This window comes from Rossellomorea sp. NPDC077527, assembly GCF_044542955.1.
GTDB lineage: Bacteria > Bacillota > Bacilli > Bacillales > Bacillaceae_B > Rossellomorea > Rossellomorea aquimaris_E.
The window spans coordinates 820,115-837,188 of sequence record NZ_JBITVL010000003.1; the positions used below are offsets into that span (position 1 = coordinate 820,115).

Consider the following 17,074-nt stretch of genomic DNA (forward strand, 5'->3'; position numbering starts at 1 on the left):
AAGAAGGTGAAATCATATGCCCAAAAACAAAGTAATCATTCCCCTGTTTGCAGTATTACTATGCTTAAGCATCCTCTTATTCATGAAAATCAACTCACCTCATGAGAATAAACAGGAACATTTACACTCGGAATCTCTTATTTCGGGATTACAAACGGATAAAGCCCGCTACCTCCCAGGTGAAGGGGTCAATCTTACACTCAGTACAGGTATCTCTACTGGAAATGTGAACATATCCTACTATCATCTAGACCAAAAAGTAGGAGAAAAAAAACTCCCTATAAATCAAAAAGGAAAACTGTCATGGAAGTGGACACCGCCCTCCAATGACTACCAGGGCTATATGGTGAGAGTCGAAGTCCAATCAAGTCAACGTAAGGACATGAAGACGATTGCCATCGATGTTTCAAGTGATTGGGATAAGTTCCCACGTTATGGGTTTCTTTCAAAGTTCGATACAGAGGATGAAATTCATATGAAACAGATTATGAATCGACTCAACCGCTTCCATATTAACGGGATCCAGTTCTATGATTGGCAATATGAGCATCAGGAACCTGTCAAGATGTTTGAAGGCACCCCTGCACAAGAATGGAAAGATATCAGTAACCGGCCGATTATGTTTGACAGTATTCAAACCTACATTTCGCTTGCCCATGAACGGAATATGACAGCCATGGCTTACAATCTCCTTTACGGATCCTTTGAAAATAAAGATATTCCGAAGGAGTGGCATCTATTCAAAGATCGGGAGCAGAGCAAGAAGGACGTGCATCTCCTTCCTGAAGACTGGAAAAGCAATGTAGAAATCATGAATCCTACCAATCCATGGTGGCAGGATTATCTTATTGAACAACAGCAAACCGTTTACCGCAGCCTGGATTTTGATGGATGGCATATCGATCAGCTCGGGGATCGAGGAGAGGTATACAATGAATGGGGAGATTCGATTATTCTGGATAATAGCTTCGGACCCTTTCTGAATAAAATCCATGAATGTATACCGGACAAGCAGATCGTCATGAATGCCGTGAACCAATACGGTCAGGAATCCATCAACGAGGCAGCCGTCCCATTTCTCTATACCGAGGTATGGGATCCGCACCGAACCTTTAATGATATTCAGAACCTATTGGATCAAAACCACCTTATTTCTAAGGGCAGTAAAAACACCGTGCTTGCGGCCTATATGAATTATGACCACTCCAACAAGGAAGGAACGTTCAATGAAGCCGGCATCCTACTTTCCAATAGTGCTATTTTTTCAAATGGAGGAGCTCATTTAGAGCTTGGTGAACACATGTTATCGAAGGAATATTTTCCACATGATGCCTTAAAGATGACCGATTCACTGCAACAAAAACTCATTCAATATTATGACTTTTTAACAGCTTATGAAAACATCCTTCGAGACGATGTGAAGAAATCCGAGGCTGTGATAGATTCTGAAGATTCCATCCCCCTTCGTTCAACAGCTGAAAAAGGCTCTATTTGGTATACCTCAAGAGAGAAAGGGAATAAACAGATGCTCCACTTTATCAATCTTTTGGATGCCGACTCAATTGCTTGGAGGGATACTACGGCCACACAAAGGATACCGAAAGAGCGAAATAATATAGACATCACAATCGAAACAGACCGGGAAGTCAAAAAGGTATGGTTCGCCTCACCCGATGTTGAGGGTGGAGTCCCCAGAACCATTCCCCATGACCAAAACGACCAATCACTTTCCTTCACGCTCCCCTCCATCACCTACTGGGACATGGTCGTGATTGAATATACGTAAACCAGAAAAGGTCCGTCCCTCGTTTAAGAGGGACGGACCTTTTCTAATAGATTTACAGGCCAATGAATTGGTCTTTACTCTTACCTATTAGTGCAAGCCTATGGAGAGGGCGGGTCATGGCCACATACTGCAACTTGATGTCGAGCTCGTTTTCCGTGTGGAATGTTTCATCCACTGCCACAATAAGGACAACATCAAATTCAAGACCTTTTGACAGATAAGAAGGCACGACGACAATTTGGTCTTTTGGGATCGATTCCTGCTCTTCTAACAATTTCACGTTTCCGGGCTGTCGTTCTTGGAGGAGTTCACTGATTTTCACGCAGTCCTTCATGCTTTTCCCAATGACAGCGAAGGTTTGGAATCCTTCTATTCTTCCTGCCTCCACCTTTTTTTCGATCAAGGTAGCCAATTCATCTAATTCATGGTATTCATCAAAGCTTGGAGATTCTCCGTGCCTCACCACCGGGTTCACTTTCGGAAAATCATAGGGTAAGAGACTCAAAAGTTTATTCGCCTCCCCCATGATTTCGATCGTGGTACGGTAGCTTTTTTGAAGTTCGGTATACGTTGCCCGCGGAAATATATCCCGATAGACAAGCTCCCAGGACTGAAGCCCCCGATAAGAGTGAATGCCCTGGGCAAGGTCGCCGACCAGTGTGAACATATCGGTTTCCAGTGCCCTCTTCAAAGAGTAGAGCTGCATATAACTATAATCCTGTGCTTCATCGATGACGATGTTTTTCGCTTTATAATATTTATCAATGCCGAATAAATGGGATTGTAAATATAGAAGAATCGCCAGATCCTCGACTTCATACTTCTTTTTCTTTGTGTATTTCAACGTATAATGACAGAGCTGTTCAGCCTGATTCCTGCTGAGTTCTCCTTTCGAGTACGATGCAAGGCGTTCCGGATCTGAGAATAACTCGATGAAGTATTGATCCAGGCTCTTCTTTTCAAACTGTCTCATATATCCATTGACACTTGTCCGGATCGCTTTTTTGATCTCTATTACACGTTCGCTCTTCTTGTCTAAGGCTTTTGACACATATTCCTTCCGGTTACCCGCCTTTGAACGCTCAAATAAAGCCGTTTCGATCCGTTCATCGAAAAATTTCTCAACCTTCTCCACCATCTGCTTCTTGTTCGAACGAACATAGCTTTGAAGGAGGGATTTAAGCTTCTCCACCCTACGATAAACCGGCATATACGTATATTCTTCTTTAAAAAGATGAGTGAACTTCTTGGCAGTGTATAGCTTATATTTGTCGACGTAGAAGTCTTTCGATGTATAAAAGCGCTGTTCGATTTCCTCGAGGTAATCATCAAGGATCCGCCTGAATGCTTTGGACCCTTTGAAGCCAGAAATCCATGATGCGGTCTTTACCTCTTCATCGTGGGTTTCTATCAACTTTATGAGCTTGTCGTCCTGGACTAAAGTAAGACTCTTTTCTAAACAAGTCATAACATAATCAGTGAAGGTAGTCTGTCTTACCCGCTCGACTCCGAGTTCCGGCAGCGCTTCTGAAATGTAGTCGATGAACAGATTACTCGGAGCCAGGATCATCAGTTGATTCGGATCGAAATATTGTTTGTAGTTGTAAATAAAGTAAGAAATCCGGTGAAGGGCTATGGTTGTTTTTCCACTTCCGGCAGCCCCCTGCACAATAATCGGTTTGTTTAAATCGGCACGGATGATCCGGTTTTGCTCCTCCTGGATCGTGGAAATGATTTCGGTTAAACGATTACTAGAGCTTTTGGCTAAAGAATCCTGAAGCAATTCATCTGTAGTCGTCAAATCGATATCCCGTATTTCTTCTAAATGGCCATCCTCAATCATGTACTGACGCTTTAGTGACAAGTCCCCTTCATACGTCTCACCTTCAGCATCGTACGATACATCGCCGATCCTTCCTTCGTAGTACAGATTCGCGATGGGGGAACGCCAGTCCACGATGATTTGTTCCTGGTTTTCCCGCTGATACAGGGAGGTCTTCCCGATATAATGCTTCTCCAGCTTATCCGAACCTTCATGCTGAAAATCAATCCGGGCAAAATACGGTTTCGTCTTTGCTTTTGTTAGGGACTCCAATTCTTCTTTGGACATCTCAAAAAAGCTTGAGTTCGTCAAGATATCGATGTAGGCAGCACTGGACTCGCCCCAATCGATATCTCCAAAAGCTTTTTCCATGTTTTCCTTATACTTTTCCTTACTCGTTTCGGATGTGCTGATGACAACATCAATGTAGCGCTTCGTAAATTCTAAGCGTTCTGTTTCACTTGAAAAATCGGGATGAATGTTCGATTCCTTCGTCATACATTTCTCCTTCCAAATGTTTTAGCCGCAATGGAGAAAAAAACGTCCTGTCACTTCCATCGAGGTAACGACGCTCAATGGATAAACAAGATTAGATAGACATATCGAAATCTGTAAAAATTATGTAGGCGTTTGGGAGCAGAGATTTATATTATCAGATAATTTAAGAAAGTTCAATAGGAAAAGCGGAAGGGCTTTGCCCAGAGGCGACAAGCATAAGGCGAACATGCCGGAAAGGCGCTCTTTGCCTTTTTGGCATGTTTGACTTATGACCTCGAGCCTCTAAGCCCTGGAGCTGGACAATGAAAAGCGGAGGCGGCTTGGGCAGGCCCGACAAGCATAAGACGAATCAACCGGAAAGGCGTTCTTTGCCTTTTTGGTTGATTTGACTTATGACCTCGAGGGACTAGCCGCCGGAGCTGGACAATCAGAAAAGCGGAAGGGGCTTGCCCTGGGGCGACAAGCATAAGACGAGTCACCCGGAAAGGCGCTCTTTGCCTTTTTGGTTGTCATCTCACCCCCAACCAATCAAAAAACCCTCCACCTATATAGATGAAGGGTTTTTCACGTGATCTACCGGGAACACAATTTGAAAACTCGTTCCCTTCCCTATACGACTTTCGACGGTAATGATGCCTCTCATCGCTTCAATGATCCGGTAAGACACCATCAATCCCAAGCCGGTCCCTTTTTCTTTCGTCGAGAAATAAGGTTCACCGAGTCTTGCTTGTTGCATGGGAGTCATCCCGACGCCTGTGTCACTGATGGTGATGCTGACATTCCCTTTTTGAACCTTGGAATGGATCGTGAGGGTGCCTCCTTTAGGCATGGCTTCAATAGCATTTTTGATGATATTGAGAAATGCCTGTTGAAAATTTCGGGTGTTCCCGACGATGCCGGAATCCTGGATGTCTTTATGTACAACCACCGACTGTTGATTGCTCAGGGGTTCTACCATGTCGGCGAGCTTTTGCAGCTGTTCCGATATGAAGATCGTTTCCACTTGTTCAGGATCGGGCCTGGCAAATGTAAGATAATCATTGATGATGTCTTCTGCCCTGTTTAGTTCGGAAGATGCAATGGTCAGATACTGCTCTTTTTTACCTACTGGAAGATTTTCCTGTTGCAGGAGCCTCAGGAAACCCTTGATTACGGTCAAGGGGTTTTTCACCTCATGTGAAATGCTGGCAGCCAACTGAGCGAGCACTTCCATCTTTTCTATCTTGACGAGTGCTTGCTTGATTTGAATCTGTTTTAGCAATGTCTCGCATATGTATGTCAGGATAAGCATTCCACATGAAGGGAGTAAGATGAAATTGATTAAATAGCTTTCATCAATCACAAATATAGTCATTGCCTTCGCAATAAGTGCCGCTACTATGGAATGAAATGTAAAGATGCCCACTGAAAATATGATTTTATTCCGGCTCGATAACCGTTGAAAATGGAACCACTTCATACCAATAACCGTGAATAGGTAAATCACTACATAGATAACGAACGCCACCATGCTCCAACTATAAATCATTGTACGGAATCCCAATAGGACCGCCAATAGGGCGAGACCTGTATAAGGGCCCCCATACATGATGCCAAGAACAAACGGAATCATCCGCAAGTCGTGGACACAATATGGGTTATTGTATATGGGTGAAAGCATACACAGAATAATAGCCATACTTAAAGAAACGAAGGTTGCCATCCTCGTATACCAACCATGAATCCACTTTTTTTCAACAAGAAAAAAAATCAGAAATATACTCAAAATGATATAAAAGAAATTATTAATAACATCCTGATTAAAGATAATCATACTTCCCCTTTGACCTTTCAAGAAATTGTATTCTTAAAAATTTTACCATACTACTTCTCAAACCGTTACAATAAAACGCAATTTTACATAAGAGAACTCTCCTGTGATCTACAGGAGAGTCTTTTATTTACACCGTTTTTAATTGTTCACCAAGGTATTGGGCCAACTCAAGCATCCCATATTGTCCAGCCTCTGCCTCTGCATCCTTATTGTAATTCGTATTGGTGTTCACATCATATGTGTAGAGGGTGCCATCTGCATCCTGGATAAATTCAATTCCGGCTACATCGATCCGGTTTTCTTTTAAAAATGCTTCATAGGTTGAAAGGATATCATGGGAAAAGCCTTCACGTATTTGAAATTTTGGCTTCTCTTCTTGCTCCCCCACCGGGCAGAACAAATCGTCTACCTGGCAGACATCTGCGGGACATAATTCGAAGCCTTTTGACGTATCCACCTTTACAGCGTACATGAATGTACCTCCTATGAATTCACAACGGGTGATCGAAGCGTCAGGTGCTTTAATGTATTCTTGGATAAGCGTCGTTCCATCTAAAGGTTCTTCAAACGCATCGCTGTAAACATAGTCTTTCAATGCATGTATTGAATGAAACAGCTGAACGCCTAATCCCTTTCCTGCACGATTATGTTTGGTGATGAACGATGGCTTATTAAGCTTTTCAGCCGCTTCAATTATTTGCTTTTTCCCTACTGCTGCAATGGTTTTCGGAGTCTTGATACCAGAGGCATTCAAGGCCATATACTGATTCACTTTACTCACTTCCAGGCGCAGGGCACGGCTTCCGTTCAGAACCTTACGATCATTTCTCTCTAACCATGAAAGGACGCTTTCCGTCAATTCAGGAGCATAGCGATGGTTTCGTGTGTGGGACGATGCACTGATACGATTATAAAAAACACCTTGTGGCGGCTCTGAAGATAAATCAACGAGTCCTTCATTCAGGAACCATTCCTCGTAAGGCAATTGAAGTTCGTCGAGACGAGCCGTTAAATGATTGGTCCAATCACTATTTTCATGAATAATATGAATTTTCTTCACGATCAATACCCCATTTGCTCGTAGAATTTTACTAAATGGTCTTACAACACAAAGTAATCCTACTATAAAAGTAGGATTTAGGTCAATGATCAAGAATTCACTTTGACTTACGGTCCGTCCTCATTTGAATTTTCATACCGCTTTTTGTTAAGAAGTCACGGGTTTTTGAGGATTTCTCCAACCGCACCTCTTGATCGTCTTTCAGGATGTCCCTGATTTCCTGAAGGACTTCGAGATTTGTCGTCTGTTTCACCTTATAAGGCTGGTCCCCGCCTTTTAACCGGTTGACCACTTTGACCATCAGGAACACACTCATGGCAATAAGAAGAAAATCAACGAATGATCCAACGAATTTCCCCAATTCAATCACCTCTGCCCCTATCCGAAGATGAAGTCCTTCGAAGTTGATGCCCCCAAACAAGATGCCGATTGCCGGCATCATCATGTCCTCAACGAGAGATTCTACAATTTGACCAAATGCGGAACCGATGATGACAGCAACCGCTAAATCAAATACATTCCCCCTCGAAATGAACTGCTTAAACTCTGACCACATGATTAAGCTCACCTACCGCTTCATTACTCTTACCATATGGGAAAATGATGCGAGATATGAAGACAAGTATAAATTTCCTTATAAAAGATATTTCCAAACGATGACAGCAAACAAAATAATTGAGACAACACCCATTAAAATGACCAGCTTTTTTTCTTCTTTGTCTCCAAACATTCTTATTTTCCTCCCCTCTTCGTTCGTGGTATTTAAACGGTTCCCCTTTTAAACAACCTGGTATCCAGTACCACCGGCTCCGGATGTTCTTTTTCCAGAAATAATGTAAACGCTGCTTCCCCTAATATCCGTATCGGCACTTCAAAGGATGTGATACCGAGGGCATCGGCAATGGGATGATTATCAAAGCTGAGTATAGCTAGATCCTCTGGTATTCTGATGGACTTTTTCCCTGCCTCCGTCAACATTCCCGCAGATACTTGGTCGCTCGTTACGATTAAGGCCGTGGGCTTTTCCTTTAATTGTTCCCAGGAGTTTATCACATCCCTCCCGTCCTGAAGATCATAGCAGTCATTAAAGATCCAGTCGTCACAGACCGTCATGCGGGCGGCTTCTGAGCTGTCGTAAAAGCCCCTGATGCGCTCCTCGCTATTCGTTCCAAACGTCCGGTGCAAGCACATCCCGATTCGGGAATGTCCCTTTGAATGGAGAAATTCTACACCGCTCCTGATTCCCTGATAGTGATTGATAAACACTTTTTTATAGGTGGGGTCGTACACATTTTCACAAAAAACCACATTCGGGCCAATGAACGGGGCCAGTACATCCAATGAATTGGAGCGTGAAGTCAGGATCAACCCATCCACTTCCTTCATCTGCAGGCGATGAAAGGCATCAAGTTCAGCTCCCCTGTCATAGTTGGTCTGGAAAAGTTGAAGGTGATATCCGTATTTTAACGCTTCCCCAGCTATGCCCTGAAGAATCTCCCCGAAGTATGGAAGATTCAAATATGGCAAAATCACTCCTATACTGTAGGTCTTCCCCTTTGATAAATGGACGGCATTCGCATTTTTTATATAATTCAACTGGTCCACAGCATCAAGGACCTTTCGGCGCTTCTCTTCTTTTACATAGGGATGGTCGTTCAGCACCCTCGAAACCGTTGAAACTGAAACCCCTGCAAGCTTTGCGATACTTCTGATATTTGTCATACACATTCCCCTAACTACAACTATGTGAAAAAAACCGTGAAAAAACGCTTGCCCTGAAACGCGTTTCACACATTAAAGTGAGTCATGTAAAGATCCTATCGATATTTTGTAAAACCTAAATCATGATAAGGAGGCTGTTATTATGCTTGGATTTCTATCCTTACCCCTTCTTTGTATCATTATCATCGGAGGAAGCTATGCCGCTTTAAGGCCAATAGGCTTCTATACTCCCCAAGATCAAGAAGATCCGTTCGAAAATATATACAACAATAAACTACATTGATTCATGTGCCTGCTTGCTAGTGAAGCAGGCTTTTATTTCACCCATTTCACAGCCCAGGTCTGGACCGCTTGCATGACTGGCTCCAACTCTTTCCCTTTATTCGTTAAGCTGTAAAGAACCTTCACTGGTTTCTCATCGAGGACTTCACGGGAAACGATCCCATGTTCCTCCAATTCCTTTAATCTTTCTGTAAGAACCTTTTGACTTATATTCGGAATATTTCCATGTAAATCTTTAAAACGGCACGTACCTTCAAATAATACCTTTATGATCATCCCAACCCAGCGCTTGCCCAATAATTCAAAGGCAGTGCTATATTTCGGGCAAAGTTTTGTTTCCATATCCCTAAACACATCCTAAATTCTTTTCCCTTGACGCAAAATAAAACGTCGGTTATATTGGTCATATTGTCCAAAACACTTACAAAAAGTAAGTAGCATACAAATATATACCATATTATAACACTTATTCGACCATCATCAAGGAGGCATTATCATGGAAAATTTCTTTCAAGTCGTTGACGAACGCCGCTCAACCAAAGTGTACGACCCTCAAGTGGAAATTCCCCGCGAGGAATTAGTTAGTCTGCTCGAAACAGCAGGGAAAGCTCCATCTGCCTGGAATCTTCAACAATGGAAATTTCTTGTATTTGACCAAAAAGAGGTTCAGGAACGCTTACTTCCGATTGCCTATCACCAGCAGCAAGTACAAGACGCTTCTGCAGTTGTAGCGATCCTTGGAGACCTTGAAGCCAATAAGAACATTGATCCCGTCTTTGATCCTGCCATTGAAAAAGGCGAAATGACAGCGGAAATCAAAGAAGTCCTGAAGAAACAAATCGACGGGGCATACAGCCGTGATGAATATCCACGGGATGCTGCTTTCAGTAACGCTTCCCTTGCAGCCATGCAATTCATGCTTGCAGCGAAAGCCAAGGGATGGGATACTTGCCCGATTGGCGGCTTTAACCCGGCGGCCCTCGTAAGTGAATTCAATGTGTCTGAACGTTACATCCCAATCATGTTGATTACGATTGGAAAACCTCTACAACAAGCACGTAAATCAGATCGATTGGACATCCGTAACTTAATCGACTGGGCAGAATAAGCCTATCCAAAAGCCACATCTGGTCAGGATGTGGCTTTTTCTATGTCGATGAATTCTGTTCAGATAATTTGTGAATTATTTCACAAATCAACATTTCCATTATAGTAGATTTGTTTCCTTTTTGCATCCATTTAGGATTGACCATTTCGTGTCATAAACCGATCCAGACGAAATCATCAATAATCCAGTCGTTTTACAATAATTGAGAAAGAACAACCCTCATCCAACCAATAAAAATAGAGAGGCCAATCGCCCTGCGAATGACCTCTCTTCTTTATGTCACATTATATTTTCAATAATTCCCTTGTCACCCGCTGAATGATCTCAGGCAGTACTGAAAAAGTATAAGGTTTATATACTCTCTCGGTCCATTGATGACCATCCTTACCATACACCCCGATATTGATGGAAGGAATGTTCAGTTTTCTGATCATGTCGATGGGCACCGGATACAGTTGATCAATCAGGGGCAGATTCTTCTTAAACACTTCGATATCCTCATCTTCTTCATGAAGAGAGAGAAAACTGCCATCTGCCAAATAAGGAAAGAAGCGTTTAATGACGAATTCTTCACCGGTTTCACTTGAAATATCGTTCAAGCATGCTCCCAGTACCTCTCTCACCTTTTTACCGTATTCATTTTCTTCATTGACGAAGTTATGAGGTAAAAAAGGCGGAGCAAAGAAAAGGATGACTCTTGGAGTCCGGTCAGGATCTAAGTGCTGAAGGGCTTCCACCATGGCATAAGCGATCGTCCGCCTGTCTTCCCCGTTCATATCGTGAAAGATTTTTTTCAAGACGGGGTCTGGATCAATCCCTCTTTCTTTCAGCCAGAACATATACTCCCTCAAGGTCAGGACTTCAACTTCCCATGAAAATTCCCTTTCAGGGAAACCATGATACTTCCGATATTGTTCAAATTGCTTTTTGCTTCGATCTTCCATTTCACTTACTACCTTCAGCGCTACCTTTTTCATGTCATACAGCACTTCTCTCGCCGTTCTTTCGTATACGAAATAGTTGAAGTAAAGTGATGCGCTCAGAGGAGTCTGAACATTATACGTATGCTTATCGTCTTTAAAGTAAAGACAAGAAGGCGGAAGGGTGAACTCACCTGGGATATCCTCCAGATAATCCAGATTCTGATTGATTTCGAGATTGATCTTAGAAGCAATCACGGTCGGGTCTATCGATGTCAGCACATCCCCGACATGCGCTTCCCTTCCATATATATAGAAACTTGGCAGAAGCTTACCCGCAGCTCCCGTGTAAATATATCGCTTGCAATCACCGTCATAAATAGGCGAAATGAAATCCGTATTGATGGCAGCCAAGTAGTCGAATCCCTCTTTTTTCAATCGATAGAGGTCGCTTAAAGCCGAAATCATACCGGCATGTTCACTCTCTTCGTCTCCATTGAAAAGGAACACTAGATTTCCATCCGGTACTTTTTCACCAGTGTGAAATAAAAGGTTGGCTATATGGACGGCGATCCCGCTTTGCATATCCAATGCTCCTCTTCCAAAAAGCCAATTTCCGGAAAGGGCGTCCTCCTTTACCTTTTCCTCCCCTTCATAGTCCATGAAGAACTTCTGAAGAAAATCGGGATCATGGGCCATATCCTGCAGGGCACCATAATCATCGGTTCCCACCGTATCGTAGTGAGCATGAAATAACACGGTTTTAGAAGAGGTTCCTTTCACAAGAGCAAATACATTTTTTCTTCCAATTGGATCATTCGGAACATCCTGAAGCCAGATTTGATCGGGATGTTTCTGGAAATAAGGAAAAGATGAAATCAACTCATATATAAATCGGGCTTTTTCACTTTCTCCGGTTGTTCCGTTATAGCTTTTCAGAGCGACCAGGGATCGTGTAATGAGTTCAATCTGTTCAGAAATAGGCTTATTTTTCAGTTGTGAATACACGTTAGCACCGCCCCTTTCTTTATGAAATATCAGCATTGGGTAGTACATCTATCAGTGCAAGGGCATTATAGAAACGAAATACCTCTATAATTGATAACATCTTATCGAAAATATATGGGGTTTGGAAGGGGTTCCAAAATATTTTCTTAAAATTTTTTCGACCTTTTCTATTGAAATTCACTCTATTACCGAATATTATAGAAGTTGCGCGTTTTTAATGTTCGTTTTTATTGGAGGTTTTACGATGTTTAAATTAAAAGAACACGGCACGAATCCGAAAACGGAAATACTGGCTGGGCTCACAACATTCCTCACAATGGTGTATATTGTGATTGTCAATCCCATCATTTTATCCGATGCGGGCGTCCCGTTTGATCAAGTATTCTTAGCCACCATCATATCGGCTGTAGCAGGGACGTTATGGATGGCCTTGTTCGCAAATTATCCGATCGCCATTGCACCTGGTATGGGATTGAATGCTTACTTCACTTATTCAGTAGTGGGCGCACACGATGACATTTCATATATCGTTGCATTCTCTGCTGTATTTGTAGCAGGTGTCGTCTTCATCCTACTTTCTTTGACACCTTTACGAAAAAAATTGATTGAAGCCATTCCTCAGAATCTAAAGCACGGAATAACGGCGGGTATCGGTTTGTTCATTGCTTTTATCGGATTGCGTCTGACAGGATTGATTCAGGCACACCCGACGAATTTAGTACAGCTGGGTGATCTTCATTCCCATTCAGCTCTCCTTGCCCTGACAGGATTGGCTGTAACTCTGATCCTGATGGTCTTGAATGTCCATGGTGCTCTTTTCATCGGGATGATCGTCACTGGGTTGGTTGCATACTTTACAGGGGATTTATCGTTTAAAGAAGGATTTGTGGCCATCCCCCACCTTCCAGAAGGACTGATGGTAGCAAATCCCGTAACGGCATTTGCTGACGTCTTCCAATATGGATTATATGCCGTTGTTTTTTCATTCTTGCTTGTCACCATTTTCGATACAACTGGAACAATGATCGGAGTCGCACAGCAAGCAGGCCTGATGAAGGGGAATACACTCCCAAGAGCACGCCAGGCACTTCTGGCCGATTCAATCGCAACAACGATTGGTGCAATGTTCGGTACAAGCCCGACATCTGCATACATTGAATCTTCAGCTGGCGTATCTGCCGGTGGAAGAACGGGATTGACGACTTTGACGGTATCGATTCTATTTATCGCTTCAGCCTTCTTCGGACCACTCGTCAGTGCAGTGTCGGGAATATCAGCCATTACGGCTCCAGCCCTCATCATTGTCGGTAGTTTGATGATGGGAAGCATCGCCCAAATTAAATGGGATGAACTAGATGAAGCGTTCCCTGCTTTCCTGATCATCCTGAGTATGCCATTAACATCAAGCATCGCAACAGGAATTGCTTTAGGGTTCATTTCCTATCCATTACTTAAAGTGGTAAAAGGAAAATGGAGACAGGTACATCCACTTGTGTATATCTTTGCCGTCCTTTTCTTCTACCAACTGGCATTCCTGCCTCATTAATATAAATGGATATACTTGAAAGACCGTTCACAGTGAACGGTCTTTTTTTACACGGGCTGTGTCCATATTCTCGATACATCCTTTAGGTTTGCATCCTCAAAGGTCAGACAATAAATATCGGGCATCTCAAGTTCTTTCCAGAAGTCAACATCGTAGGTTTCATCAAAGTGGTTCATGATCAGTACCATAATATTGCCATGTGTGCCAATCGCCACGTTTTTCCCATTATATTCTTCCACTATATCCATTATCCCTTGTACGCCTCTTTTTTGAGCGGTAAGATTCGACTCTCCCCCCTCTAGTGAAAACTCAGGATCAGCCCATACCAATGAAATGGCTTCTTCAAAATTATCAACGGGAGAGCCGGATAATGTCCGTTCCCTCATCTCTTCAATGATCCTGATCTCCTGCCCGATGTGAAGCGCTATTCCTTCAACGGTCTCTACAGCTCTTTTATAGGGACTGGCACAAACCACGTCGATTTTTTCATTCTTTAACCGTTCGGTAACATGGAGAGCATCCTTTTTCCCTATTTCAGAAAGGGGCCTTGTTAACTCTTCCGGCGAATACACCGAGTGGGCATGTCTGACCATATACAGATTGGTTACTGCCATATTTATCACTCCTTAATCATTGCTGCTCCTACTTCCACACCTTATTCAAACGATCGGAATAAAATAAAATCGCCTTCTTATAAGGTGCGATGTTGATATCTTCTGACGTTTCACCAATACACGTCAGGAGGAGTTCCATCGCTCGACTGTGTTCCTTCAAATTGTATAGGGTCATGGAATAAAACACCTTCAACGCTTGATTATCGGGGAATTGACCTATTCCTGTCTCCAATACCCTTTTACTAGCCTTATAGTTTCCCAATGTACGATATGTACTTCCTAACCCAAGAAAGGCCCCTTGCAAATCACTTTCATCAAGACCTAACCGGATGGCTTCCTCATAATAAGGGACGGCTCTATTTTCCATCCCCATAGCGTCATGGCTCCACGCACATTGATAATGGAGAAACCCATTTTCAGGTTCCTGCCGGATCAATGCCTTCCATAATTCAATGGAGGCTTCGTGTTTCCCTGTCTCTCTTAAGCGGATGGCTTCTTCTATTTGAGTATTCATCTTTTCCTCTCCTATTTACTCAGGTATGAACTCCATCAACCAGGCATCATGGTATTCCCCTTCATGAAGCTCATGCTCCCGAAGTATTCTTGCCTTACTGTATCCACATTTCTCATAGCAGCGGATAGCCCTTGTGTTCCACGTCATTGGATCCATCACAAGGCGATGGACCCCCTCCTTTTGAAGCAAATATTCCACAACAGTTTGAATGAGCTGGGTACCGACTCCTTTGTTCCAATACTCCGTTTCACCGATGAATTGATCTGTGCCGTAAATCACTTCATCCAGATTCGTATAGCCGTATCGAATCATCGTTTCCTCATCAAGTTGATAATATTGAAGATAACCGATTTCATTTCCTTCATACTCTACGAGACAGCTCATTACTCCCCTGTCTGAAAAGAATTTCTCCTCCACCATCTGAGGAGTGAAAGAACGATCCCTTCCTTCATAAAACTCCAAAACCGAGGGGTCCGATAACCACCTCGAAATCGTGTACTTATCCCTATCCTCTAACGGACGGACATTAAAAGCCCCACTCATAACATTCATCGTTCGCACACCTCCATCAACTCATCTTTACCTCTATACATTCATCACCCACAAGCCAAAACCCTTTTTTTGAGGGACGGACCTTGATTCCTAAGACCAGGTCCTAGGAATCAAGGTCCGTCCCTTTAAGTTTGACAAGTTTGTGAATTAATTCACAAATAGATATGATATGATACGTTTAGGAATAGAATATTGTTAGGAATCATGGTATGATTATATTGTGAAGTTTTTCACAATATGACAGCAGCTTCATTGTACTCTTCATATCCCCGACTGTTTTAACCGGAGGATGGAAAAAATTATTAACGAATAGGTGATGACAAATGACAATCAAATGCACAAACAAAGTAGCACTAATCGGTACAGGATTTGTTGGTTCCAGTTATGCCTTCGCTCTTCTCAATCAAGGAATCGCCCATGAGCTCGTAATGATTGATCTGAATAAAGAGAAGGCCGACGGAGATGCACGGGATTTGAATCACGGCCTCGCTTTTGCTTCTCCAATGAAGATTTCAGCCGGGGATTACAGTGATTGCAAAGACGCTGATTTAGTTGTCATCACTGCCGGGGCTAACCAGCAGCCAGGTGAAACACGTCTGGACCTTGTCGAGAAGAATATAAAGATATTCAAAAACATCGTAGAATCTGTCATGGCGAGCGGTTTCAACGGAATCTTCCTCGTGGCGACAAACCCAGTCGATATCTTGACGTATGCGACGTGGAAATTCTCCGGCCTGCCGAAAGAAAGGGTGATCGGTTCCGGAACGATTCTTGATACCGCAAGACTCCGCTACTTAGTGGGAGAGCATTTTGACATAGATACACGAAACATCCATGCCTACATCATGGGAGAACACGGCGACACGGAATTCCCGGTATGGAGTCATACAACCATAGGCGCAAGCCAGTTAAACGAATTGATTGACAGGAAGCAGGACAGTGTCCAAAAAGAACTCGATGACATCTTTGTGAATGTAAGGGACGCAGCCTATCACATCATCGAGCGCAAAGGGGCAACCTATTATGGCATCGCGATGGGGCTTGCCCGGATCACAAAGGCCATCTTTAATAATGAAAACAGCATCCTTACCGTTTCTGCACTCCTCGAAGGAGAATATGATCAGGATGATATCTACATTGGTGTCCCTGCCATCATCAATCGCGAGGGAATACGAAAAGTCGTCGAACTTCCCTTGAACGAGGAAGAAATGGCTCAGTTCACCCATTCAGCGGAAACATTGAAAAACGTCATGAAAAAAGCATTGGAATCGTAATTCACACACTCCTAACATCATGAATCAGACACGCACGCCCATCCCGCCTCCTCATAAGATAAAGAGAATTCTTTATGAGGAGGTTCTTCTATGTACGATCACAGATCAATATTCCCCGGCTTACCCGGTTTTCCCGGTGGAGGACAGGGATCCGGTGGAGGCTTCCCTGGCTTCCCAGGAGGTGGCCAAGGTTCCGGCGGGGGCTTCCCTGGCATTCCCGGTTTCCCAGGCGGAGGACAAGGTGCACCAAGCTCACCACCACCATCTGGCGGACAAGGCGGACAAAACCAACCACCAGGCCCACCTCCGAACTTCCAACCACAAAAAACGGCAATGCAAGGAACGCAAGGTGGACCGAGTTTGTATGCAGTAGATCCAGGTGCCATCAGAAGATGTTTATTCCGCTACACGTATATATGGCTAAGAAGAGATTCATTCTGGTTCTACCCGGTATATGTGGGACGCCGCTCCATTGCCGGATGGAGATGGATCGGATTCACCTGGGTTTACTTCGGTATCGATTTGGATAAAATTGAATCCTTTACGTGTGTGTAG

16 protein-coding genes are annotated in these 17,074 nt (G+C 43.3%); 6 read left to right on the top strand and 10 right to left on the bottom strand.

The window, feature by feature from the left end; genetic code table 11:
- Nucleotides 1-16: 16 nt before the first annotated feature.
- Entirely contained in the window at nt 17-1,786 is a 1,770-nt protein-coding gene (locus tag ACIGG7_RS14040; RefSeq protein ID WP_397550016.1) for a glycoside hydrolase family 66 protein, read from the top strand.
- Between the two features lie 52 nt (nt 1,787-1,838).
- Here ACIGG7_RS14040 and helD read toward each other — a convergent pair whose 3' ends face one another.
- From helD to ACIGG7_RS14065, 5 genes are all read right to left on the bottom strand, one after another.
- Nucleotides 1,839-4,106, bottom strand: a complete 2,268-nt coding sequence (gene helD, locus ACIGG7_RS14045) for an RNA polymerase recycling motor HelD (protein WP_397550017.1) — start codon at nt 4,104-4,106, stop codon at nt 1,839-1,841.
- 544 nt (nt 4,107-4,650) lie between these two features.
- Complete coding sequence (locus ACIGG7_RS14050; RefSeq protein WP_397550018.1) at nt 4,651-5,919, bottom strand: ATP-binding protein; 1,269 nt, start codon at nt 5,917-5,919, stop codon at nt 4,651-4,653.
- A 127-nt stretch (nt 5,920-6,046) separates the two neighbouring features.
- On the bottom strand, nt 6,047-6,979 hold the full coding sequence (locus ACIGG7_RS14055; RefSeq protein ID WP_397550019.1) for an ATP-grasp domain-containing protein: 933 nt from the start codon (nt 6,977-6,979) through the stop codon (nt 6,047-6,049).
- 97 nt (nt 6,980-7,076) lie between these two features.
- Nucleotides 7,077-7,535 (bottom strand): large conductance mechanosensitive channel protein MscL, encoded by a 459-nt coding sequence (gene mscL, locus ACIGG7_RS14060; RefSeq protein ID WP_318246424.1) that lies wholly within the window; start codon nt 7,533-7,535, stop codon nt 7,077-7,079.
- Between the two features lie 206 nt (nt 7,536-7,741).
- Complete coding sequence (locus ACIGG7_RS14065; protein WP_397550020.1) at nt 7,742-8,701, bottom strand: LacI family DNA-binding transcriptional regulator; 960 nt, start codon at nt 8,699-8,701, stop codon at nt 7,742-7,744.
- A 142-nt stretch (nt 8,702-8,843) separates the two neighbouring features.
- On the opposite strand from ACIGG7_RS14065, the gene ACIGG7_RS14070 reads away from it, so the two are divergent.
- Nucleotides 8,844-8,984, top strand: a complete 141-nt coding sequence (locus ACIGG7_RS14070) for a hypothetical protein (protein ID WP_224941756.1) — start codon at nt 8,844-8,846, stop codon at nt 8,982-8,984.
- A gap of 32 nt (nt 8,985-9,016) precedes the next feature.
- On the opposite strand, the gene ACIGG7_RS14075 is transcribed toward ACIGG7_RS14070, so the two are convergent.
- Nucleotides 9,017-9,325, bottom strand: a complete 309-nt coding sequence (locus tag ACIGG7_RS14075; protein ID WP_224941757.1) for a winged helix-turn-helix transcriptional regulator — start codon at nt 9,323-9,325, stop codon at nt 9,017-9,019.
- A gap of 148 nt (nt 9,326-9,473) precedes the next feature.
- Here ACIGG7_RS14075 and ACIGG7_RS14080 point away from each other — a divergent pair, with 148 nt between their 5' ends.
- Entirely contained in the window at nt 9,474-10,091 is a 618-nt protein-coding gene (locus tag ACIGG7_RS14080; RefSeq protein WP_224941821.1) for a nitroreductase family protein, read from the top strand.
- Between the two features lie 284 nt (nt 10,092-10,375).
- On the opposite strand, the gene ACIGG7_RS14085 is transcribed toward ACIGG7_RS14080, so the two are convergent.
- On the bottom strand, nt 10,376-12,055 hold the full coding sequence (locus ACIGG7_RS14085) for a M20/M25/M40 family metallo-hydrolase (protein ID WP_397550021.1): 1,680 nt from the start codon (nt 12,053-12,055) through the stop codon (nt 10,376-10,378).
- Nucleotides 12,056-12,263: 208 nt separating this feature from the next.
- Between ACIGG7_RS14085 and ACIGG7_RS14090 the strand changes: the two genes are divergently transcribed.
- Nucleotides 12,264-13,565, top strand: a complete 1,302-nt coding sequence (locus tag ACIGG7_RS14090) for an NCS2 family permease (RefSeq protein ID WP_224941759.1) — start codon at nt 12,264-12,266, stop codon at nt 13,563-13,565.
- A 47-nt stretch (nt 13,566-13,612) separates the two neighbouring features.
- On the opposite strand, the gene ACIGG7_RS14095 is transcribed toward ACIGG7_RS14090, so the two are convergent.
- Genes ACIGG7_RS14095 through ACIGG7_RS14105 form a run of 3 tightly spaced genes read right to left on the bottom strand, consistent with a single transcriptional unit; the run spans nt 13,613 to nt 15,245 of the window.
- Nucleotides 13,613-14,179, bottom strand: coding sequence for a histidine phosphatase family protein (locus tag ACIGG7_RS14095; protein ID WP_224941760.1), 567 nt, complete (start codon nt 14,177-14,179; stop codon nt 13,613-13,615).
- Between the two features lie 28 nt (nt 14,180-14,207).
- Nucleotides 14,208-14,693 carry a tetratricopeptide repeat protein gene (locus ACIGG7_RS14100; RefSeq protein ID WP_397550022.1) on the bottom strand — a complete coding sequence of 162 codons (486 nt, stop codon included), beginning with the start codon at nt 14,691-14,693 and terminating at the stop codon, nt 14,208-14,210.
- A 15-nt stretch (nt 14,694-14,708) separates the two neighbouring features.
- Complete coding sequence (locus ACIGG7_RS14105; protein ID WP_397550023.1) at nt 14,709-15,245, bottom strand: GNAT family N-acetyltransferase; 537 nt, start codon at nt 15,243-15,245, stop codon at nt 14,709-14,711.
- A gap of 323 nt (nt 15,246-15,568) precedes the next feature.
- Here ACIGG7_RS14105 and ACIGG7_RS14110 point away from each other — a divergent pair, with 323 nt between their 5' ends.
- Together ACIGG7_RS14110 and ACIGG7_RS14115 are read left to right on the top strand one after the other, a co-directional pair.
- Nucleotides 15,569-16,519, top strand: a complete 951-nt coding sequence (locus ACIGG7_RS14110) for an L-lactate dehydrogenase (protein WP_224941763.1) — start codon at nt 15,569-15,571, stop codon at nt 16,517-16,519.
- A 90-nt stretch (nt 16,520-16,609) separates the two neighbouring features.
- Nucleotides 16,610-17,074 carry a hypothetical protein gene (locus ACIGG7_RS14115; protein WP_224941764.1) on the top strand — a complete coding sequence of 155 codons (465 nt, stop codon included), beginning with the start codon at nt 16,610-16,612 and terminating at the stop codon, nt 17,072-17,074.